The organism is Accumulibacter sp. (genome assembly GCF_029255125.1).
Taxonomy (GTDB): Bacteria; Pseudomonadota; Gammaproteobacteria; order Burkholderiales; family Rhodocyclaceae; genus Accumulibacter.
In genome coordinates this window covers 49,695-70,760 of sequence record NZ_JAPUVR010000132.1, presented here as the reverse complement: position 1 = coordinate 70,760, position 21,066 = coordinate 49,695, and the positions used below count along the sequence as shown (strand labels likewise).

Annotated in this window: 17 protein-coding genes and 1 pseudogene; 16 read left to right on the top strand and 2 right to left on the bottom strand. The window is 65.7% G+C overall.

Translation table 11 applies throughout. The annotated features are described in order from the left end of the window. Positions 1 to 22: 22 nt before the first annotated feature. The 11 genes and pseudogenes from urtB to ureG all read left to right on the top strand — a co-directional run. Entirely contained in the window at positions 23 to 1,621 is a 1,599-nt protein-coding gene (gene urtB, locus Q1L59_RS14355; protein WP_300333407.1) for an urea ABC transporter permease subunit UrtB, read from the top strand. A gap of 88 nt (positions 1,622 to 1,709) precedes the next feature. Continuing rightward, entirely contained in the window at positions 1,710 to 2,807 is a 1,098-nt protein-coding gene (gene urtC, locus Q1L59_RS14350) for an urea ABC transporter permease subunit UrtC (RefSeq protein WP_300333467.1), read from the top strand. Beyond that, the gene (gene urtD, locus Q1L59_RS14345; protein ID WP_300333404.1) at positions 2,804 to 3,640 is read left to right on the top strand and encodes an urea ABC transporter ATP-binding protein UrtD; all 837 of its coding nucleotides are present in this window, start codon (positions 2,804 to 2,806) and stop codon (positions 3,638 to 3,640) included. Before urtC ends, urtD begins: the two co-directional genes overlap by 4 nt. 7 nt (positions 3,641 to 3,647) lie before the next feature. Continuing rightward, positions 3,648 to 4,340 carry an urea ABC transporter ATP-binding subunit UrtE gene (gene urtE, locus Q1L59_RS14340; RefSeq protein ID WP_300333401.1) on the top strand — a complete coding sequence of 231 codons (693 nt, stop codon included), beginning with the start codon at positions 3,648 to 3,650 and terminating at the stop codon, positions 4,338 to 4,340. Beyond that, entirely contained in the window at positions 4,337 to 5,197 is an 861-nt protein-coding gene (locus Q1L59_RS14335) for an urease accessory protein UreD (protein WP_300333399.1), read from the top strand. The genes urtE and Q1L59_RS14335 overlap by 4 nt, the downstream gene beginning before the upstream one ends. A gap of 19 nt (positions 5,198 to 5,216) precedes the next feature. Next, on the top strand, positions 5,217 to 5,519 hold the full coding sequence (locus Q1L59_RS14330) for an urease subunit gamma (protein WP_300333396.1): 303 nt from the start codon (positions 5,217 to 5,219) through the stop codon (positions 5,517 to 5,519). Positions 5,520 to 5,552: 33 nt separating this feature from the next. After that, positions 5,553 to 5,861 carry an urease subunit beta gene (locus Q1L59_RS14325; RefSeq protein WP_300333395.1) on the top strand — a complete coding sequence of 103 codons (309 nt, stop codon included), beginning with the start codon at positions 5,553 to 5,555 and terminating at the stop codon, positions 5,859 to 5,861. After that, positions 5,858 to 7,579, top strand: a complete 1,722-nt coding sequence (gene ureC, locus Q1L59_RS14320) for an urease subunit alpha (RefSeq protein ID WP_300333393.1) — start codon at positions 5,858 to 5,860, stop codon at positions 7,577 to 7,579. The genes Q1L59_RS14325 and ureC overlap by 4 nt, the downstream gene beginning before the upstream one ends. An 11-nt stretch (positions 7,580 to 7,590) precedes the next feature. Beyond that, complete coding sequence (gene ureE, locus Q1L59_RS14315; RefSeq protein ID WP_300333391.1) at positions 7,591 to 8,172, top strand: urease accessory protein UreE; 582 nt, start codon at positions 7,591 to 7,593, stop codon at positions 8,170 to 8,172. A gap of 58 nt (positions 8,173 to 8,230) precedes the next feature. After that, on the top strand, positions 8,231 to 8,902 hold the full coding sequence (locus Q1L59_RS14310) for an urease accessory UreF family protein (protein ID WP_300333389.1): 672 nt from the start codon (positions 8,231 to 8,233) through the stop codon (positions 8,900 to 8,902). Positions 8,903 to 8,921: 19 nt separating this feature from the next. Continuing rightward, a pseudogene (ureG, locus tag Q1L59_RS14305) lies at positions 8,922 to 9,533 on the top strand (urease accessory protein UreG); the annotation flags it as partial. A 266-nt stretch (positions 9,534 to 9,799) separates the two neighbouring features. On the opposite strand, the gene Q1L59_RS14300 reads toward ureG, so the two are convergent. After that, the gene (locus Q1L59_RS14300) at positions 9,800 to 15,406 is read right to left on the bottom strand and encodes an AAA family ATPase (protein WP_300333387.1); all 5,607 of its coding nucleotides are present in this window, start codon (positions 15,404 to 15,406) and stop codon (positions 9,800 to 9,802) included. A gap of 383 nt (positions 15,407 to 15,789) precedes the next feature. Between Q1L59_RS14300 and Q1L59_RS14295 the strand changes: the two genes are divergently transcribed. From Q1L59_RS14295 to Q1L59_RS14275, 5 genes are all read left to right on the top strand, one after another. Further along, the gene (locus Q1L59_RS14295; protein WP_300333385.1) at positions 15,790 to 16,164 is read left to right on the top strand and encodes an NUDIX domain-containing protein; all 375 of its coding nucleotides are present in this window, start codon (positions 15,790 to 15,792) and stop codon (positions 16,162 to 16,164) included. 102 nt (positions 16,165 to 16,266) lie between these two features. Next, positions 16,267 to 17,391 carry a DegT/DnrJ/EryC1/StrS family aminotransferase gene (locus Q1L59_RS14290; protein WP_300333383.1) on the top strand — a complete coding sequence of 375 codons (1,125 nt, stop codon included), beginning with the start codon at positions 16,267 to 16,269 and terminating at the stop codon, positions 17,389 to 17,391. 15 nt (positions 17,392 to 17,406) lie between these two features. Beyond that, positions 17,407 to 17,655: an acyl carrier protein gene (locus Q1L59_RS14285; protein WP_300333381.1), complete on the top strand. Its 249-nt coding sequence runs from the start codon at positions 17,407 to 17,409 to the stop codon at positions 17,653 to 17,655. Further along, positions 17,645 to 18,388, top strand: a complete 744-nt coding sequence (locus tag Q1L59_RS14280; RefSeq protein WP_300333379.1) for an SDR family oxidoreductase — start codon at positions 17,645 to 17,647, stop codon at positions 18,386 to 18,388. Before Q1L59_RS14285 ends, Q1L59_RS14280 begins: the two co-directional genes overlap by 11 nt. Before the next feature lie 142 nt (positions 18,389 to 18,530). Next, on the top strand, positions 18,531 to 20,432 hold the full coding sequence (locus tag Q1L59_RS14275) for a protein kinase (RefSeq protein ID WP_300333377.1): 1,902 nt from the start codon (positions 18,531 to 18,533) through the stop codon (positions 20,430 to 20,432). 25 nt (positions 20,433 to 20,457) lie between these two features. Here Q1L59_RS14275 and Q1L59_RS14270 read toward each other — a convergent pair whose 3' ends face one another. Further along, positions 20,458 to 21,012: an OmpA family protein gene (locus Q1L59_RS14270; protein WP_300333374.1), complete on the bottom strand. Its 555-nt coding sequence runs from the start codon at positions 21,010 to 21,012 to the stop codon at positions 20,458 to 20,460. Between the last annotated feature and the right edge of the window lie 54 nt (positions 21,013 to 21,066).

Here is a 21,066-nt window from a genome sequence, read left to right as displayed (position 1 = left end):
CCCGCGGCGCAATGGAGAAAGTATGCGCAAGTTTGGCTTACTGCTCGGCGGCTGGCTATTTTACGTCTCGTCGCTCTGCGCAGCGATCGATCCGGCGCTGCTCGCGCCGCTCGCGGTCGACGATTCCGAGAAGCGGATCGCGGCGATCGCTGCGCTGGCGCAGGCGGCCCCCGAAGCAGCCCTGCCGGTGCTCACGGCCTTGGCCGATGAGTCTCTGGCGGTGGCCGGCGAGCGCATTGTGCGCCTCGACGGGGAGCGCGTGTTCGACGCGGCGAGCAACCGCGAAATCGCTCCGCCGCCGGCAGAACGCGAACCGATTTCGATCAACAACCGGGTGCGGCGTGAATTGGCGGCCGCGCTCGCCGCGCTGCGCCTGTTCTCGAGCGAGCGCGAAGTGCGTTGGCAGGCGGTGCAGGAAGTGGCTGCAAGCGCCGACGCGAAGATGCTGCCGTTGCTCGACAAGGCTCTGGCCGGCGAGACCGATCCGGCGATCAGGAACCGCTTGCGCCTCGCCCACGCGCAGGCCAGCCTGGGGTCCGACGACCCGGCCATTCGTCTCGGCGCCGTCGTGGCGCTCGGCGAAAGCAGCGATCCGAAAGTGCGGCAGTTGCTGCTGCCCTTGACCGAGAAGCGCACCGAGACCTGGGTCGAGGCCGACAGCGCAGTGCGTGCGGCTGCCAGGACCTCGCTGCGCGCCATCGAACAGCGTCTGGCCTGGGCCGACAATCTGACGCGCGCCTTTACCGGGCTGTCTCTCGGCTCGATTCTGCTGCTGGCGGCGCTCGGCCTGGCCATCACCTACGGCGTGATGGGCGTCATCAATATGGCGCACGGCGAACTGCTGATGGTGGGCGCCTACGCGGCGTGGGCGACGCAAAGTGTTTTCCGCGCCCATCTGCCCGATCTGCTCGACTGGTATCTGCTGGCGGCGATTCCGACCGGTTTCCTCGCGGCGGCGCTCGTCGGTGTCCTGATGGAACGTGTCGTCATCCGCCACCTCTACGGTCGGCCGCTCGAAACGCTGCTCGCCACGTGGGGAATCTCGCTCTTCCTGATGCAGGTGGCCCGCACGCTTTTTGGCGCGCAGAACGTCGAGGTGGCCAATCCCGTGTGGATGGCTGGCGGAATCGAAGTTGTGCCGAATCTGCTGCTACCCTGGAATCGCATCATGATCATCGCTTTCTCGATCGCCGTACTGACCGCCGTGTGGGCGATGCTGAACCTCTCGCGTCTCGGCATGTTTGTTCGTGCCGTGACGCAGAATCGCGCGATGGCCGGCTGCGTGGGTGTACCGACCGGCCGCGTCGATACGCTGGCCTTTGGCCTCGGTGCTGGAATTGCCGGACTCGGCGGAGTAGCCTTATCGCAGATCGCCAATGTCGGCCCCGACATGGGCCAGGGCTATATCGTCGACTCGTTCATGGTCGTCGTTCTCGGCGGCGTCGGACAACTCGCTGGTGCCGTCTGGGCGGCTCTCGGCCTGGGCGTGTTCACCAAGTTTCTGGAAGGCTGGACAGGTGCGGTAGTCGCCAAGATCATTGTCCTCGTCCTGATCATCATCTTCATTCAGAAGCGCCCACAGGGTCTGTTTGCCCTCAAGGGCCGTTTCGTCGACGCGTGACGCAAGGAGAACGATCGTGCACCCATCGCTTCCCCGGCAGCCCTTCATCGTCCGTCTGGCGTGCGCCTTCGGCGTGCGCGGCTGGCAGATGGCCGGGTTGTTCCTCGCTTTTGCCCTGATCGCCGTACCGGTCATGCACCTCGTCGTGCCGCCCGAGAGCCCACTGCACCTGTCTACGTACTTCATCACGCTGACCGGCAAGATCCTGTGCTACGCCATCGTCGCCGTCGCCATGGACCTCATCTGGGGCTACGGCGGAATTCTTTCGCTTGGTCATGGACTCTTCTTTGCCCTCGGTGGCTACGCTTTCGGCATGTACCTGATGCGGCAGATCGGACGTGACGGCAGCTACCAGAGCGACCTGCCGGACTTCATGGTCTTCCTCGACTGGCCGGAACTGCCCTGGTTCTGGCTGGGCAGCGACAGCATCCTCTGGGTCGCCCTGCTGGTTCTCGTCGTACCGGCGCTGATTGCCTTCATCTTCGGCTACTTCGCTTTCCGCTCGCGCATCAAGGGCGTCTATTTTTCGATCATCACGCAGGCCCTGACCTACGCCTCGATGCTGCTTTTCTTCCGCAACGAAACCGGTTTCGGCGGCAACAACGGCTTCACCGACTTCAAGCGCATTCTCGGCTTTTCGATTACCGCGCCGGAGACGCGCGTCGTGCTTTTCGCGCTCTCCGCGCTGGCGCTCGTCGCCACCTTGCTGCTCGCCCGCTATCTGGTCACCTCAAGGTTCGGTCGCGTACTGACGGCGATTCGCGATGCCGAGGCGCGCGTCATGTTCATCGGCTACGATCCGCTGTGGTACAAGCTCTTCGTCTGGACGCTGTCGGCGCTGCTCTGCGCGCTTGCCGGGGCGCTTTACGTGCCGCAGGTGGGAATCATCAATCCGTCGGAAATGTCGGTTGCCAATTCGATCGAGATCGCCATCTGGGTCGCGGTCGGAGGACGCGGCACGCTGATTGGGCCGGTCCTCGGTGCGTTCCTGGTCAACCTGGCGAAAAGCTGGTTTACCGTCAGCTTTCCCGAGTACTGGTTGTTCTTTCTGGGTACGCTGTTCATCGTCGCGACGCTTTATCTGCCGCAGGGCGTGATCGGTCTGTACGCGCGCCTGCGCGCCGGCCGGCAGCGCCCGCCGGGCAATCCGACAGTCGGCGCGGCAAGCGGAGCGCAGCCGTCATGAGCGCGCTTGCCCTGCCCGCCAACGACAATCCCGACTGGGACAGCGGCACGGCAGAGCTGGGCCATGTTCTGAAGCCCGGCCAGCTCGACCTGTCGCACAAGGTCATCCTCTATCTCGAGGACATTACGGTCAGTTTCGACGGCTTCCGTGCCCTCAACAAACTGTCGCTCACCATCGACAGCGGCGAGCTGCGCTGCATCATCGGACCGAATGGGGCCGGCAAGACGACGATGATGGACGTCATCACCGGCAAGACGCGGCCCGACGAGGGAACGATATTCTTTGGTCAGACGATCGACCTGACGCGGCTGAGCGAGCCTGAAATAGCGCACATCGGGATCGGGCGCAAATTTCAGAAGCCGACCATCTTCGAGAACCACACGGTGTTCGAGAACCTCGAACTGGCGATGAAGACCGACAAGCGCGTCTGGCGCAGCCTGTTTGCCGTGCTCGATTCGGCCGCCAGCGACCGCATTGCCGAGACGCTCGGCTTGATCCGTCTGAGCGCACACGCCGCCCGCCCGGCCGGTCTGCTTTCGCACGGCGAGAAGCAGTGGCTGGAAATCGGCATGCTGCTGATGCAGGAGCCGAAACTCCTGCTGCTCGACGAACCGGTCGCCGGGATGACCGACGAAGAAAGCGAGCGTACCGGCGAGCTCTTCCTCTCCCTGGCCGGTCGCCATTCGCTGGTTGTCGTCGAACACGACATGGCTTTCGTCCGCCAGCTCGGCGGCAAGGTCAGCGTGCTGCACGAAGGTAGCGTGCTCGCCGAGGGACGCTTGGAGGAAGTCCAGGCCGACCCGCGGGTGATCGAAGTCTATCTGGGGCGTTAGTCGAGCGATGTTGAAAATCAGCAACCTGAACCAGTACTACGGCGGCAGCCACATCCTGCGAAATCTCAGTTTCACCGCCGAAGCGGGCAAGGTGACGGCGATCCTCGGGCGCAACGGCGTCGGCAAGTCGACGCTGCTCAAGTCGCTGATGGGCCTGCTGCCGGTGAGAAGCGGCGTCGTCGAGTTCGCTGGCCGCGATCTGACGCACGCGGCGCCGCACCAGCGGGTACAGGCCGGCATCGGCTACGTGCCGCAGGGCCGGGAAATCTTCCCGCGCCTGACGGTGCAGGAAAACCTCCTGATGGGGCTGGCGACGTGTTCCGGCAAGGCGCCGGTACCCGAGCGCATCTTCGAGATGTTTCCGGTCTTGCGGCAGATGCTGCGTCGGCGGGGCGGCGACCTCTCGGGCGGGCAGCAACAGCAGCTTGCCATTGGCCGGGCACTGGCCATGGGGCCCAGACTGTTGATCCTTGACGAACCCACCGAGGGCATCCAGCCGTCGATCATCAAGGACATCGAGCGGGCGATCCGCGCCCTGGCAGAGGGCGGCGAGATGGCCATTCTGCTCGTCGAGCAATACTATGACTTTGCCCGTTCGCTGGCCGACCAGTACCTGGTCATGGAGCGGGGCGAAATCGTTCTGCGTGGGCGCGGTGAGGATATGGAAAAGGACGGGGTGCTGGCGACCCTGGCGGTTTGAGCGAGGCGGCCAGGCGCGCGGCTGAAGAAAGCGCGCGACCCGCCTGGCAGGCCAGGCTCGATCTCGGCTTTGCCTGCCGGGCCGGGCGTAGCACGCTCGTGCGTTGCCGACACGAAGGTCCGCTGCGCGTGCAGAAAGCGCTCTATCCGGAAGGACCCGAGGTTTGTCAGGTGATCGTTCTCCATCCGCCAGGCGGCATCGCCGGCGGCGACGCGCTGCACATCGAGGTCGAGGCCGCGCCGGCGGCGCGCGTTCTGCTGACGACGCCGGGCGCCGGCAAGTGGTACCGTTCGGGCGGCCGGAGGGCTGGTCAGACGCTCGCCGTGCGCATCGGCGAGGGGGCGGAAGTCGAATGGTTGCCGCAGGAAACCATCATCTTTGCCGGAGCCGACGCCTGCCTGCAGACGCAGGTCGAGCTGGCCGTCGGCGGCGTGTTTTGCGGCTGGGAAATCCTCTGCCTCGGGCGGACTGCTGCCGGCGAGCGCTTCACTGGCGGAATGCTCGAGCTGACGACCCGCATCGAAAAAGCGGGGCGACCGCTCTGGCTGGAGCGCGCCCGCTTGCCCGGCGGTTCGCCCTGGATGCAGGCGGCGGCCGGCCTGGCCGGTTTGCCGGTCAGCGCGACGCTGCTCCTTGCCGGGCGGGTGATCGAGCCCGAGTGGCTGGCCGCCTGCCGCGCCGTCGGCGCCGGTGGCGGAGTATTCTGTGGCGCCAGCGCTCTGCCCGAACTGCTCGTGGCGCGTTGCCTGGCGCCGGGCAGCGAAGCGGCGCGTGCCTGGCTGGGCGCCGTTTGGCGGGCGCTGCGCCCTTTGGCGCTGGGTCGGGCGGCCGTGCCGCCACGAATCTGGAACACCTGAAGCTGATCGAGGAGGATGCATGGAACTGACGCCAAGAGAGAAGGACAAGCTGCTGCTGTTCACTGCGGCGCTGCTCGCCGAACGGCGGCGCGCGCGCGGCCTCAAACTCAACTATCCGGAGTCCGTCGCGCTGATCAGCGCGGCGATCGTCGAGGGCGCGCGCGACGGGCGGACGGTGGCCGAACTGATGAGCTACGGCACGACGCTGCTGACGCGCGACGATGTCATGGAGGGCGTGGCCAACATGATCCATGACATCCAGGTCGAAGCAAGCTTTCCGGACGGGACGAAGCTGGTCACCGTCCACCATCCGATCATTTGACGATCGCCTTTTCAGTCAGTCAGGAGAGCAGGCATGATTCCCGGAGAACTACAGGTCGAGGCCGGCGAGATCGAGCTCAACGCCGGCCGGCCAACGATCCGCCTCGGCGTCGCCAACACCGGCGACCGGCCGATCCAGGTCGGTTCGCACTTCCACTTCGCCGAAACGAACGCCGCGCTCGCTTTCGACCGCGCTGCGGCGCTGGGTTTTCGGCTTGACATTGCTGCTGGTACGGCAGTCCGCTTCGAGCCCGGCCAGACGCGCGAGGTGCAACTGGTTGCCCTGGCCGGCGAGCGGCGCGTCTATGGTTTCAATGGTCTGGTGATGGGGAAACTGGCATGAGCCTGCGTCTCTCGCGGCAAGCCTACGCCGAGATGTTCGGCCCGACGGTGGGCGACCGCGTGCGCCTTGCCGATACCGATCTGTGGATCACCGTCGAGCGCGATTTCACCGTCTATGGCGAGGAAGTCAAGTTCGGCGGCGGCAAAGTCATCCGCGACGGAATGGGCCAGGGCCAAAGGACGGCCGACGAGGTGGCCGACACGGTGATTACCAATGCGCTGATCGTCGACCACTGGGGAATCGTCAAAGCCGACATCGCGCTCAAAGGGGGCTATATCGCGGCCATCGGCAAGGCCGGCAACGCCGATATCCAGCCCGGCGTGACGATCCATATCGGCGGTGGCACCGAGATCATCGCCGGCGAGGGTATGATCGTCACAGCCGGCGGTATCGACAGCCACATCCATTTCATCTGCCCGCAGCAGATCGAAGAAGCGCTGATGTCGGGCATCACGACCATGCTTGGTGGCGGCACGGGTCCGGCGACGGGGACCTGCGCGACGACGTGCACGCCGGGAGCATGGCATATTCAGCGCATGCTGCAGGCTGCCGACGCTTTTCCAATGAACCTCGGCTTCTTCGGCAAGGGCAACGTCTCGCTGCCGGAACCCTTGCGCGAACAGGTGCGCGCCGGAGCGATCGGGCTCAAACTGCATGAGGACTGGGGAACGACGCCGACGGCGATCGACAACTGCCTGTCGGTCGCCGACGAGATGGACGTGCAGGTGGCGATCCACAGCGACACACTGAACGAAGCGGGCTTCGTCGAAACGACGCTGGCGGCATGCAAGGAACGTACGATTCACACTTTTCACACCGAAGGCGCCGGCGGCGGGCACGCACCCGACATCCTGCGCGCCGTCGGCGAAGCTTACGTCCTGCCGTCGTCGACGAATCCGACGCGGCCATATACGGTCAATACGGTCGACGAGCACCTCGACATGCTGATGGTCTGCCACCATCTTGACCCGGCGATTGCCGAGGATGTCGCCTTCGCCGAAAGCCGCATCCGGCGCGAGACGATTGCCGCCGAGGACATTCTGCACGACCTCGGCGCGCTGTCGATGATGTCGTCCGATTCGCAGGCGATGGGGCGGGTCGGCGAGGTGATCCTCCGGACCTGGCAGACGGCGCACAAGATGAAGGTCCAGCGCGGCCCTTTGCCGGCGGCGGGGGCAGGCGACGCTACGGCAACGGTCGGCGACAATTTCCGGGTCAAGCGCTACCTCGCCAAGTACACGATCAATCCAGCGATCACGCACGGCATCAGCCATCTCGTCGGCTCGCTCGAAGTCGGCAAGCTGGCCGATCTGGTCCTCTGGAAGCCCGCCTTTTTCGGCGTCAAGCCGTCGCTGGTGATCAAAGGCGGGATGATCGCTGCGGCGGCCATGGGCGACGCGAATGCCTCGATCCCGACGCCGCAGCCGGTGCACTACCGGCCGATGTTCGGCGCCTTTGGCGGCGCTCTGGAGACCTCGGTCACCTTCGTCTCGCAGGCCGCATTCGACCATCCGGCAACCGCCGCCTTGCGTCTGCGCAAGCCGCTGGTCGCCGTGCACCGGACGCGCGGCATCGGCAAGGCGGATATGCGGCACAACTCGGCCACGCCGAAAATGGAAGTCGACCCGGAAACCTACGCCGTGCGCGCCGACGGCGAACTGCTGGTTTGTCAGCCAGCCAGCGTCTTGCCGCTGGCGCAGCGCTATTTCCTGTTCTGAGACGAGCCGCCATGTTGTTCGCCGAATCTTTCGCCCCTGCCGACGACACGCGCGGCCCCGCCGACCGCTTGCGTTTGCCGTACGAGGCGCGCCGCAAGAGCCGCCAACGCGTCACGCTCGTCAGTGGCGAGGAAATGGGCTACGCCTTGCCCCCCGGCACCGTGCTGCGCGGCGGCGATCGCTTGCTCACCGGCAATGGCCGCATCGTCGAAGTCGAGGCGGCGCGCGAGACTTTGCTCGAAGTCCGCGCTGTCGACGCGCTGCAACTCATGCGCGCCGCCTACCATCTCGGCAATCGGCATGTACCGGTGCAACTCGGCGAAGCGCTGCTGCGCCTGCAACCCGACCATGTGCTTGCCGAAATGCTCGGCGGGCTCGGTTGCGCGGTGTACCCGGTCGAGGCACCATTCGACCCCGAGGGCGGCGCGTATGGGACAGGTGCACACGGCACGCGGCAGCCGTATGCCCATCGGCATGCGCATGCGCATGGCCATCACCCGGCGCAGGGCGGAGCACTGGATGTTGCCGCCGATGCATCCGCTGAACTCGGCGATGAGCCGCGGTCGACGGCGCGGATTCACGAGTTCAAATGAAGGGCCGGATGAGTTCTTCTGCCGTCGCGCGCGGCGTGCGGGATGGGCGGCGGGCGTGGTGAACCGGGCCTTGCCGCGCCTGCTGCAGCTCGCCAGCCCGACCTTGCCGGTGGGCGCCTACGCCTACTCGCAAGGTCTGGAGTGGGCGGTCGACACGGGCCGGGTGGCGGACGAGGCCGGCACCTTGGCCTGGGTCGGCGCCCTGCTCGAGCACTGCGTCTGCCTTTACGAAGCGCCGCTGCTGGTCTGCCTGCAGCAGGCCTGGGCGGCGCGCGCGCATGAACGGGTCGAGCGCCTCAATGCGGACTTCATCGCCAGCCGAGAAACAGCCGAGCTGCGCGCCGAGACGCTGCAGATGGGCTATTCATTGCGTTGCCTGCTGCGCGAGGTAGAGGGTGTGCCTCTGCCGGCGGCTTTCGAGGCACTGCCCGAAGTCGCCTTTCCCACCGCTTGGGCACTGGCTGCCGTGCTCTGGGCAATTCCTCCGGCGGAATCGGTCACCGCCTACCTCTGGTCGTGGTGCGAAAACCAGGTCATGGCTGCGCTGAAGACGGTGCCGCTCGGTCAGGCTGCCGGCCAGCGCATCCTCCTCGCCCTTGGCGAGCGCATTCCGCCCCTTGCCGAGCAGGCGCTCGAGCTGCCCGAGGCGATGTGGAGCAACTTTGCTCCGGCCTTTGCGCTTGCCTGCTCTGCGCACGAAACCCAGTATTCGCGCCTCTTCCGCTCCTGATACACGAAAGCATTGCCCCATGATCAGACACTCTGCCCTGCGCGTCGGCATCGGCGGCCCGGTCGGCTCCGGCAAGACCGCGCTCACCCTGTCGCTCTGCATCGCCTTGCGCGACAAGTACAGCCTCGGCGTCGTCACGAACGACATCTATACCGCCGAAGACGCCAGGTTCCTAGTCCGCCACGCGGCGCTGCCGCAAGCAAGGATTCTCGGTGTCGAGACCGGCGGTTGTCCGCACACCGCGATCCGCGAGGACGCGTCAATCAACCTGGAAGCCGTTTCCCGCCTGACCACCGCCTTTCCCGACCTGCAGGTGGTCTTCGTCGAATCGGGCGGCGACAATCTTGCCGCGACGTTCAGCCCCGAACTTTCCGACCTGACGATCTACGTCATCGACGTTGCTGCCGGCGACAAGATTCCGCGCAAGGGCGGACCCGGTATCACCAGGTCGGACCTGCTGGTAATCAACAAGACCGATCTGGCACCGCTCGTTGGCGCTTCGCTCGAAGTCATGGCGGACGACAGCCGGCGCATGCGCGCCGGACGCCCTTTCGTCTTCAGCAACATGAAAACCGGTGAGGGGCTGCGCGAGATCATCGCCTTCATCGAGGCGCAGGGCATGCTCAGCGCGCCGGATGACGACCCGAACGAATCTGCTGCCGGCAGCACTGTCGAACCGGTCGATCGGCGGATCGTCGAAGCGGTCCGGCATCCACCCGAACCCGATCGCGGACTGGCGGCGGCTACTGACGGAGCGTGCGGCCCGGGCTCTTGGTGACGCGAGCCACCCCACGAGCGCTGATCCCGACCTGACGAAACTGCGCGCCATGCGAAGTCTCGCATCTCCGGGGAAGCGCGCCGAATGCGGCGGGCTGGCTTCGGCCAACTACCGGGGAGTCAGCCATGGTGTTGGTCAGTTCCATCGGCGAGAAAGGCGAGAATCTGGTCGAACCGGAACTCGTCGACGAGCGAGCCGAGCGCGCTCGCCACGGCGGCATATTGGTCCGCCAGATCACCCAGTTCGCGTTTGAATTCTACGGCGTCGAGGAGCTCGGCCGCTTCCGCCAGCCTGGCTCGCGCCGCTGCCGGCAAAGTGGCGAGGCTTGCCCGCAGCACCGGCTCGGCCATCGCACCGTCGGGCGCTGGCGCGTGCGCGGTCGGCGCCTGGTGTTCGTAACGTGCTCCGAGCCACCGGGCCATTGCATCAAAAATGTTGCCCGCCCGGTACGGTTTGTGCATTACCTCGTCGCAGCCGGCCCGCAAGACCTCGTCGCGCTGCTCGCGGAAGGCGCTGGCGGTGAGGGCCACGATCCTGACTTTGCTCCCGCCGGAAAGAGCACGGATGCGCCGCGTCGCTTCGTAGCCGTCCATCACCGGCATGCGCATGTCCATCCAGATGAAGTGGGGCTGCCACTCGCGAAACCGCTCGATGGCTTCCGCACCGTCGGCTGCCTGCCGCACGTCGAAGCCGGCGCGCGCCAGCAAGCTGACCAGCAGCAGCCGGTTTTCCGGGCTGTCCTCGACGACCAGCACCCGCCAAGTCGGCTGGCCCGCCGCCAGCCGGATTACCGGCGGGCGGTCGGGCACGCCGCGCACCTGCTCGGCACTCGCCAGCGGAACCGGCGCTTCGACGCGGAACAGGGAACCTTGGCCGGGAACGCTGTCGACCACGATGCGACCGCCCATCAGCTCGGCGAACGATTTCGCGATCGCCAGTCCGAGGCCGGTGCCCTTGGCGCCGGGGCGGTTCGCCCGCACCTGCGCGAACGGGTCGAAGATGTGCTTCCGGTGTTCCGCGGCGATACCCGGACCGCTGTCCTCGATATCCAGTTGCAGCAAGGCCAGGCGCGAATCGTCCGGCACGGGCAGCGCGCGCGCGCGCAGGGCGAAGCCGCCCTCGCGCGTGAATTTGGCGGCGTTGCCGAGCAGGTTGATGAGCACCTGGCGCAGCTTGCCGGCGTCGGCGTTGACGTAGCGGGCCAGGTCCGGCTCGAGATCCAGCTCGAAAATCAGCCCGGCGGCCTTCGCCTGTAGCTCGAACATGCGACCGATGTCGTGCAGTAGCGCGAGCAGGTCAAACGCCTCCGGCTCCAGTTCGACTCGGCCCGCGTCGATCTTGGACAGGTCCAGCACGTCGTTGATCATCTGCAGCAGGTGCTCGCCGCTGCGGTTGATGATCGCCAACTTGTCGCGCTGCTCGCTGCTGGTTTCGCCCGAGCGCGCCAGCAGGTCGGAAAAGCCGAGAATGGCGTTCAGCGGCGTGCGCAGCTCGTGGCTCATGTTGGCCAGGAACACGCTCTTGGCGCGGTTGGCCGACTCGGCTTCCTCCTTGGCCTGCGCCAGCTCGATCTGCTGCTCGCGCAGGCGGGCGTTGGCCTCGGTCAGCGCCTGCGTGCGCCGGGCCACCTCGTGCTCGAGGTTGCCGTAGACCTGCGCGTTGTCGATCGAGATGGCGGCCTGGGCGGCCAGCCACTCCACGAGACGCTTGCGCTTGGCGGTGAATACGCCCGGTAACGTCCGATGTTCGAGGTACAGCGCCCGGTTCAGCGGTGGGCGCCGCCCGATTGCGTGGCATAGAACGCTGGCCGGGCGGGTCTCGGCGAAGTAGGGGTCCTCGTCGAATTCGCTGCATGTGCCGTCCTCGCGGTGGCCGCCTGGGCGATCGAGCCCCATCGCTTCGCCGGAATTCATCACGTAGCGCAGCAGTGCCTGCGGTAGTCCGCCGGTGGCGATGTGGTGCGAGAGTTCAACGTTCGCCTGGTCGCCGCTGCGCAGCGCGATTGCTCCGCGCTCGGCGCCGGAGACGTCGATGATCAGTTTCATCAATTGCAGCAGCAGTCGCGGCAGATCCGTCTCGGCGCTGATCGCCTGCACTGCGCGCAGGACGGCCAGCATCTCCGCGTAGTCGAGCGTCTCGCCATCGGCCGTCTCACGGTCGCCACCATGCACCGCCAAGCGCTGCTCGACGCGCTCCGCCAGGACGCGCGCACCCACCCGATCGTACAGCGCACGCGCCCGGCGCAGCGCGACTTGCTGCGTTTCGCGGGCTTCCGGTTGCGTTTCCAGCCAATGCGCCAGTCGTTCGTATGCGTAGGCCTGCTCGAGCCGATAGCCAGCGCGCGCGGCCAGTTGTCCGGCCTGCTCGTAGAGGCTGGGCACCGAGGCAACGGACTGCGGCTCGTAGCGGGCCAGTTCCGCGCGCAGGAAGGCCAGGCGGTGCGCGACGTTGGCAGGCGAGGCGTGATCGTTGATGCCGGTGAGCAGGTCGAAGGTTTCGCCAAGGGAATGCTGCAGATACGTCCGCCGGGTTTCGTCGACCGCCTCCGCGAGCAGATTGGCGCAGGCCATGCCGCGCCAGAAAGCCACCACGACGTGTTGCGGGAAAGGCGCCAACTCGCGCAGGTTCGGGTCGGCGGCGGCCTCGAGCACGCCTTCCCAGTCCCCGGCGAGGCCGAGCAGCGGGATGCGCGCCCCCAGGTAAAAGCCGATGATCAGGGGCATGTCGTGAAAGTGCGCACAATACGCCGGCTCGTCCATGTGTTCGCCACTGAGCGAGGTGAGGGCGGCAGTCTGCCCCTGCAATGCCGATGCGGCTGCAGCATAGCACTGCGTGAAACCCATGATCACCTCGAGCGCATACGGGCGGCAGTGGTCGACCGCCCGCGCGTAGGCAGCGAGGACGTCGCTCGTGCTGCGCCCCATGCAGTACAAGGTGAAGGTGATGATGGTGAGCGAGTAGCCGGCGTACAGCGGATCATGTGCGCGCCGGGCGATCGCCAGCGCCTCCTCGAGCTGCGGCACGATCTCCTCGATGTGCTGCGACCAGTGCAGGATGAACGCCAGTTGGTGTACGCGGCTACGCCCGAATGTCCACAGATCCGGCAGCTTTTCGTCCGACAGGCGCATCGCCACTTGCGCGAGCTGGCGCGCCTCGCGATAGGCGCGCTGGTGCACCACCAGGCTCTGCCCCAACAGCGTGTACAGCAGCGGCGAGAGCAGCGTGTTGCCGAACTCCAGGCTGCGGTTGCTGCCGACCACCGCAAGCAGGTTGAGCAGCGGCACGCTGGTGTTCGTTGCCGCGTCACACATGGCGCCGATCAGGCGCATGATCTTCTCGCTGAGGTCGTCACTGGCGTAGGGCAGCGAATACAGCAACTGCTCGAGGTCGTTCCCGGCAGTCCTGGCGCGGAAGTCGGCCAGCCCGTGCTCGAAGGCGCGTGCCAGCCCCTCGTCGTCGCGCAGGCCGGGCAGCCGGATGCCCACTTCCGCCAAGCCCGCGCGGCCGACCGCCAAACCCTCGTGCATGCGGCTCGACAGGCAAAGGTGAGCGGTCTGCACGATGCGCACCGCCAGCCGGTCGGCACGGTCGCGCGCCTGTTGCAGGGTGCGTTGCACCACTTCCTGAAACGCCGTCTCGCGGTTGAGCACCGAAAGAACCTCGGCCAGCAGCAGGTGCATCGCGTAGCACAGCGGATAATGCGTTTGCCACGCGTCTTTGGCTGGCAACAGGGTCAACCCCGTCTCCAGGTACTGGGCTGCTGCGCTGTAGGCCATCGAGCTCTTGGCGCGTGCGGCAGCGCGATAGCTGAGCTTGGCCACGGCAACGCGTTCGCTGTCGTCGAGCAGCGCCAGGGCATGGTTGAACTGGTCGACAATGACGAAAACGGCGTTGTCGATCGCGTCGTCGGCGATCTGCCGCCGCAAGCTGCGGCCGATCGCCAGATGGATCGCCTGTGGCGCGGCGCCGCCTTTGAGCGAGTAAGCGGCTTGTTGCACGCGGTCATGCACGAACTGGAATTCGCGCCGCGCATCGTCGTTGGCGACCGGAAGCAGCAGCTCGTCCTGCACCGCCGGCGCCAGACTGGCCAGGGCATCGCCCGCCGTGTCGGCCATCGCGTCGGCCAGCAGCGCCAGCTCGAAGCGCTTGCCGATGCACGCGCCGACCTTCATCGCTTCCTGTGTTGCGGCCGAGAAGCGTGACAAGCGCTGCAGCATGAACTCGGCGACGTTGTCGGCCGCATCATGCAGGCGGATCGCCTCGGGCTTCCAGCGCCAGGTGCCGGCAGCCGCATCGTAGTAGAGATCGCCCTGTTTGCGCATGGCCTGCAGGAACTGGCGCACATAGAACGGGTTGCCCTCGGTCTTGCGGACCACCAGCGAGGCCAGCGCGTCCGCATCGTCGATCGCCAGGCAGCTGTCGCGAATGAGCTGCGCCACGTGCGGCGTGCCGAGTGGCCCGATGGTGATTTCGACGATCTGATCGCCGTCGTTGCGCAACTCGTCGACCATTTGCCGCAGCGGGTGGCCGGCGCCGACTTCGTTGTCGCGAAACGCCGACACCATCAGCAGGTGCGCGCCGACGCCCTGCTTGACAAACGCCTTGATCAGCGCCAGCGAGGCAAAATCCGCCCATTGCGGGTCATCGAGGAACAGGACGAGAGGGTGCTCGCGGCTGGCGAACTGCTTGAGCAGCGCCGAGAAAACGGTGTTGAACCGCTGTTGGGCGGCGTTGCCTACCAGCTTGGCGGCTGGCGCCTTGGCGCCGATCAGGCGTTCAATTTCGGGGAGTACGTCGATCACCACACTGGCGTTTTCACCGAGCACCGCATCCAGCCGCGCGCGCCACTGCGCCAGCTCGTCCTGCGGCTTGGACAACACCTGGCGAAGCAAGGTGCGGAACGCCTCGATCAGGGCCGAGTAGGGCTGGTCGCGGTGGAACTGGTCGAATTTGCCCTCCACCAGGCTGCCGGCGTTGGCCACCACGTACGGTCGCAGTGCGCGCACGAGCGCGCTCTTGCCGACGCCCGAATAGCCGCCGACCATGCACAGCACAATCTCTCCCCGCACCGAGCGCTCGTAGATGTCGGCCAGCGTTGCCAGTTCGGTCTCGCGGCCATACAGGCGATCGGGAATGCGGAACTGTCGGCCCTGCTCGGCCAGGTCGAGCGGGAAGTCGTCGATCCAGTGCTTGGCGTGCCATTGGTCGAGGCACTTCTCCAGATCCTGACCCAGGCCTTCCGCGCTGGCGTAGCGGGCGGCCGGCAACTTCTCCAGCAACCGATGCACCAGGCGCCCCAGCACGCGCGGCAAGTGCGGCAACAGGGCGTGCAACTCGGCCGGCTGCACGGCCATCTGGCAATGGCAAAGCTCCAGCGGGTCGCTGGTGTCGAACAACGGCCTCCCGCTCAGCGACTCGTACAGAATGACACCGAGGGCATACAGATCGCTGGCGGGCTCGAAAGGAGGCTTCTGTCCCACCTGCTCGGGAGCGAGGTAGTGCCAGCGTTCGGCCTCATCCTGCCGCCTGGCAGGGAGCGAGCGCAGGTGCACGCCCCCTTCCGCTTCCTCGACGAAGGCGTGCGGCGCAAGGTGGCCGTGTGCGCCGTACGATGCATGCCAAAGGGCCAACGCGCGGGCGCAGGCTAAGGCGTCGGTCAACCAATCACCCAGCGTGTCCAGTTCCGGCGTTTTCGCTCCGGCCTGCCGCATGTTGACGAGTGACATGCTTTTTCTCCACAGAAGAACTGCTTACGACCCGTTCCGGGTCCACTGCCGCAATCCGGTTGGCCCGTGTTGGTTCCCGGTTTTTTGGACAGGTAGCCAACAGTCCACATTCCCTTTGGGAGAATGGGGTGAGCGAACTGTACCTCCGGCAGGCCGCCCCAGGCAAGCATTGCCGGGCCCACATCGCCGGCCGCGCTGACGAGCGAACGCAATGCTTTGGCCCGAGCACCGACCGCAGGAAGCGGCTCCTTTGACGTGTCGCGCCGGTCGACGCGGAATGTCTCGCCAGGCAACCGGCGTTGGCGCCGCGCGCGCGGTAGAATCCGCCGCATCCGGCGGGCGCGCCTGCTGGCGCGCTGTTCGACAACCAGAAGGGAACGAGAGTGAAACGACAAAGAGCCACGGTGATCGTCGAAATCGAGCGCCGCATTCTGCTCGTCGAGAACCGCGGCGGACTGGTTCTGCTGCCCGGTGGCGGGATCAACCCGGATGAGTCGCCCGCTCAGGCGGCGATCCGCGAACTTGGCGAGGAGACCGGCCTGACCGCCGCGTCGATAGGCTTCCTCTTCGTGCACGAGTCGGCGACCAATTCTCACCAGGTCTACCTGGCGCAGGCGGCGGGACAGCCGCGCGCCGGCGATGATGCCTGTGCGCTGCATTTCCTGGGCGCCAGCGACGAGCGGCTGGACGAGCGCATGTCGCTGGCTACGCGGACGATCATCGAGCGCTTTCGACGGCTCGCGCCAGGCGCGCTTTAGCACCCGCCCGATGGCGAGCAATACGGCCTTAATTCAAGGATCGCGACGAGCGCTGGGCAGTGCATAATAGGGCCATACATCTTTTCGGTTGCACGCCGCGCCATGGAAACCAAGACCGAAGCCACGACGACCTTCCTCACTCGCCCGTATCTTCCCCCGCTGGAGGAATTCCTGCCCTACCTCGCGCAGATCTGGGAGAGCCGGCGGCTGACCAATGGCGGCCCGTTTCACCAGCAGTTCGAGGAAGCATTGCGCGAGTATCTGGGCGTCCCGCATGTCTGCCTGTTCGCCAACGGTACGCTGGCGCTGATCACTGCACTGCAGGCACTGCGCATCACCGGCGAGGTGATCACCACCCCGTACACTTTCGCCGCGACGACGCACGCGCTGCTCTGGAACGGCATCAAGCCGGTTTTCGTCGATATCCGGCGCGACACCTGCAACCTCGACGAGGAACAGGTCGAGGCGGCAATCAGCCCGCGCACGACTGCCATCCTGCCCGTACATTGTTACGGCAATCCCTGCGCCGGCGAACGCTTGCAGCAGATCGCCGATACTTATGGCATCAAACTGATCTACGACGCAGCGCATGCCTTCGGCGTGACGCTCGACGGGCGCTCGTTGCTGGCGCTGGGCGACCTCTCGGTGTTGAGTTTTCATGCGACCAAGGTGTTCAACACCTTCGAAGGTGGCGCCATCGTTTGCCACGATGCGAAACTGAAGCAGCGGATCGACTATCTGAAGAATTTCGGCTTTGCCGACGAGGTGACGGTCGTCGCACCGGGGATCAACGGCAAGATGAACGAGTTCCAGGCGGCGCTCGGTTTGTTGCAGATCAGGTACGTTCACCACGCGATCGCTGCGCGCCTGGCCATCGATCGCCGCTACCGGGCGGCGATTGCCGACATTCCGGGCGTCCGCTGCCTGCCGCAGGTCGTCGGCGTCACGCCAAACGGCGGATACTTCCCGGTCCTCATCGGTGCTGACTATCCGCTTTCCCGCGATCAGCTTTATGATGTGTTTCGGCGCAATCACATCCACGTTCGACGCTACTTCTATCCCTTGATCAGCGATCTCCCGATGTATCGCGGAATTGCCTCGGCAACGCACGCCAACCTGCCGGTAGCGACCCGAATGGCCGCGCAGGTTCTTTGCCTGCCGACGTATCCCGACCTCGAAGCAAGCATCGTCGATCGCGTGATCGACATTCTTGCCTGCGGCCAATGACCGACGCTCGCCACCATGACGACAAGCAACGAACTCTTCCGGCTGATCGCAGCCGCACTCAAACTCCCGCTCAGCGCGATCGACCTGACGACATCGATGCAAACCACCGAGGCCTGGGATTCGCTGGCGCACATGGAACTGATCATCAGCCTCGAAGAGCACTATCGGATCATGTTGGAGGCCGACCAGATCGCCGAGATGACGTCGGTTGCCGCCGTTGTCGACCAGCTTCGCCAGCGAGGATTGCTTGACGATGAAGCTTGAGGGTGCGGTAGCAGTGGTGACCGGGGCAGCCCAGAACATCGGGCGCTGCATCGCCCTGACGCTGGCCGACGCCGGATGCCGGGTAGCGGCGCTCGATCTCAACGAGGATCTGCTCGGCGAACTGACGAGCGAGCGGATCACGGTCTTCAAGTGCGATGTCGCCGACCCCGAGCAGGCGGCAAGGGTTGTCGAGACCGTCGTTCAGGAGCATGGACGCATCGATCTCCTGGTTAATGCCGCCGGCTGGATCTGCAGCGCGCCGCTGTTCAATCTGCTCGACCGGGCAGGCGGTCGGCACGATCTTGCGCTTTGGGAGAAGTCGCTGCGACTCAATCTGACGACCGCCCTCGTCATGGGAGCGTGCGTTGCCGAACAGATGATCCGCCGCCGTACGCGCGGCTTGATCATCAATATCAGTTCGGTAGCCGCACGCGGCAACGCCGGCCAGAGCGCGTATGCCGCAGCCAAGGCGGGCAGCAATGCGCTGGCGCTATCGTGGGCGAAGGAACTGGGCGCGCTGGGCATCCGCGCGCTGGCGATCGCGCCGGGCTTCATCGACACCGCGTCGACGCACGCGGCGATGAGTCGGCAACGCCTTGACGAATGGCTTGCGCGGATTCCGCTGCGTCGACTCGGCACGCCCGAGCAAGTGGCCGACGCGGTGATGTTTGCTGCCGCGAACGACTATCTGACGGGAACCGTTATCGAACTCGACGGCGGCCTGAAGATCTGACTGCCGGCTTCGCACCGACGCGCGCTGCCACGCTGGCGCCAGGCGCGGGCCGCTTTGCCGCTCCCGCCAATGGCTTTGCCGGGCGAGAAAACTGCGGCAGAATGCACGGCTGGCGTCCGTAGCCGTGAAACCGGGGAGATTCATGCCTGCCTCAGAAGAAGACCAAGACAAGACCTGGGTCCTGCCCGCCAAGGCAGCTCCCGCGTCGCCCGCAGCCGCGGCGGCGATAGCCGTCGACAAGGAGAGCAACGCGCTGTCGGTCGGCACCATGATTGGCGAGTTCGAGATCACCGGGCTGATCGGCATCGGCGGTTTCGGCATTGTCTATCTCGCGCACGATCAATCGCTCGGGCGCAACATCGCGCTCAAGGAGTACATGCCGGCGTCGCTGGCGGCGCGCATCGACGGACTGACCGTCTCGGTCCAGTCGGACCGTCTGGCCGAAACCTTTGCCATTGGCCTGCGCAGTTTCGTCAACGAGGCGCGTATCCTGGCGCAGTTCGACCATCCGGCACTGGTCAAGGTATACCGCTTCTGGGAAGCCAACGGCACAGCCTACATGGTGATGCCGTTCTACGAAGGGATCACGCTCAAGCAGGCCTTGCAGAAGATGCCGCAAGCGCCGAGCGAGGACTGGCTGCGCGCGATCATCAATCCGCTGCTCGACGCGCTGGAAGTCATCCATCGCGACAATTGCTTCCACCGCGACATTGCGCCCGACAATATCCTGCTGCTCGCCGACGGTCGTCCGCTGTTGCTGGATTTCGGCGCAGCGCGGCGCGTCATCAGCGACCGCACGCAGGCGCTGACGGTCATTCTGAAGCCGGGCTACGCGCCGCTCGAACAGTATGCCGAAGTGCCGCAGGTCAAACAGGGGGCGTGGACCGACATCTACGCGATGGCAGCGGTCGTCTACAACGCGATTACCGGGCGGCCGCCGATGCCGTCGGTCGCCCGTTCGATGAACGACACGATGCCGCCGTTGAGCAAGGTAGCCGCCGGCCGCTACAGTGCGGGTTTCCTTGCCGCGATCGATCGCGCACTCGCGGTCAAGCCGGGAGATCGCCCGCAGACGATCGCCGAGTGGCGCACGCTCCTGGCGCAGAAGGATGCCGCAACGCCGCCTGCCCAGCCTGCGCTGGCCGAAAGGGGAACTGCCGGCGAAGCGGCTCGCGAAGCCGCGCCGCTGTCGGGGAAGAAGCGGACCGGGCTGCTCGCTGGCTTGGCGGGCGCCGCGCTGTTGGCGAGCGCGGGAGCGTATTACGCGCTGCGCCCGCAGCCGGCGACGCCAGTCGCGCCGACCCCTCAGTCGGCGGCGACGACGCCCACACCGGCAGCCTTGCCGACGGCTGCGCAGCCGCCCGCTAGCGCGGCCGGCACCTCATCGACGCGCGCCGACGAGCCGACGACACCGTCTGGCCAGACGAAAGTGGCCACGGCAGGGGGGCAGGGCGTCACCGAGAAGGAACTGGTCGACCTGCTGCTCGGCAAGAACGGCGCGGCCGGACGTGGCGGGAAGACTTTCGATCCGGTGGACATGCTGGAAGAGATTCACCGCCAGCGCGATGTCGAACATCTGGTCACCGTCCTGCCCGAAAAGGCAAAGGTAAGGATCGGTCAGGACAAGCTGCGCTTTCGGGTGACTTCGCTCAAGCCCGGTTACCTTTACATCCTGATGGTGGGGACCGACCGCAGTCACTTCAATCTGCTCTTTCCAAACGCGATCGATGCGGACAACGCGATTGCTGGCGACGGCGAACTGAATCTGCCGCGTTCGGGTTGGGCAATGACGGCTGCCGGACCTGCCGGGACCAACCGTTTCGTCGCCTTCGTCTCGGAAAACCGCCGCGACTTCACTGCCGCCGGACTGAAAAAGATTGATCCGTTTGCCGAATTTCCGCTCAAACAGGCAGCAAAGATCGCCGCCGAGGCGCCGACGGGTGCCGGCAATCCGTTTGCCGGCAAGGTCATCTGCCCCTCCGGCCAGCAGAAGTGCTCGTCGCGCTACGGCGCTGCTGTCTTCAGTATCGAAGAAATCGACTGACCGGCTGGCGCCTGAGCCGGGTAGGCTAGTTGTCCAGGCGCTTGATCGTGACGCGACGGTTTTCCGGTGCCTCGGGTCGTGCCGGATTGAGCAGTTGGGTCGGTCCCTTGCCAACGGGCGTCAGTCGACCGCGTTCGATCTGGTGATTCTCGGCGAGATAACCGACCACGCTTTCGGCGCGCGACTGCGATAGACGCATGTTGTAGGCCTCGCCGCCGCGCGGATCGGAATGCCCTTCGATGGCAAAACGGTACGAAGACAGCTTTTCCGAGCTCAATGCGCGACCGACAACATCCAGCGATTGCTTGCCGGCCGGTGTCAGGCCGGCCGAATTGGTTTCGAAAGTGATCAACAGGGAGGCTGCCGCCGGTTTGGCGGCCGGCTGCGCACTTTCCTCGCGCGTCACGTTGATCGAACGTGTCCGTCGCTTGGCCGGGGCTCCCGTTTCCTCTGGAGCGAGCAGTTCGACGAGTGCTTTTTCATTGATTTCCTCAGGCTTGAGCAGACGTTCTGTCTGCGCAAGCGCGACCATTGGCACCAGCGTGCCCAAGACCAACGCGAGAAGCGCGCGAAATTTCATTTCCATTCCTCCCAGTGCAGACCACTCGATACGGGTTCCGACCACCGCCATCCG

Excerpts from the sequence above, each read along its gene's own strand:
- urtB (WP_300333407.1), top strand. The coding sequence starts at position 23 with ATGCGCAAGTTTGGCTTACTGCTCGGCGGCTGGCTATTTTACGTCTCG.
- urtC (WP_300333467.1), top strand. The coding sequence starts at position 1,710 with ATGGCCGGGTTGTTCCTCGCTTTTGCCCTGATCGCCGTACCGGTCATG.
- urtD (WP_300333404.1), top strand. The coding sequence starts at position 2,804 with ATGAGCGCGCTTGCCCTGCCCGCCAACGACAATCCCGACTGGGACAGC.
- urtE (WP_300333401.1), top strand. The coding sequence starts at position 3,648 with ATGTTGAAAATCAGCAACCTGAACCAGTACTACGGCGGCAGCCACATC.
- Q1L59_RS14330 (WP_300333396.1), top strand. The coding sequence starts at position 5,217 with ATGGAACTGACGCCAAGAGAGAAGGACAAGCTGCTGCTGTTCACTGCG.
- Q1L59_RS14325 (WP_300333395.1), top strand. The coding sequence starts at position 5,553 with ATGATTCCCGGAGAACTACAGGTCGAGGCCGGCGAGATCGAGCTCAAC.
- ureC (WP_300333393.1), top strand. The coding sequence starts at position 5,858 with ATGAGCCTGCGTCTCTCGCGGCAAGCCTACGCCGAGATGTTCGGCCCG.
- ureE (WP_300333391.1), top strand. The coding sequence starts at position 7,591 with ATGTTGTTCGCCGAATCTTTCGCCCCTGCCGACGACACGCGCGGCCCC.
- Q1L59_RS14300 (WP_300333387.1), bottom strand. The coding sequence starts at position 15,406 with ATGTCACTCGTCAACATGCGGCAGGCCGGAGCGAAAACGCCGGAACTG.
- Q1L59_RS14290 (WP_300333383.1), top strand. The coding sequence starts at position 16,267 with ATGGAAACCAAGACCGAAGCCACGACGACCTTCCTCACTCGCCCGTAT.
- Q1L59_RS14285 (WP_300333381.1), top strand. The coding sequence starts at position 17,407 with ATGACGACAAGCAACGAACTCTTCCGGCTGATCGCAGCCGCACTCAAA.
- Q1L59_RS14280 (WP_300333379.1), top strand. The coding sequence starts at position 17,645 with ATGAAGCTTGAGGGTGCGGTAGCAGTGGTGACCGGGGCAGCCCAGAAC.
- Q1L59_RS14275 (WP_300333377.1), top strand. The coding sequence starts at position 18,531 with ATGCCTGCCTCAGAAGAAGACCAAGACAAGACCTGGGTCCTGCCCGCC.
- Q1L59_RS14270 (WP_300333374.1), bottom strand. The coding sequence starts at position 21,012 with ATGAAATTTCGCGCGCTTCTCGCGTTGGTCTTGGGCACGCTGGTGCCA.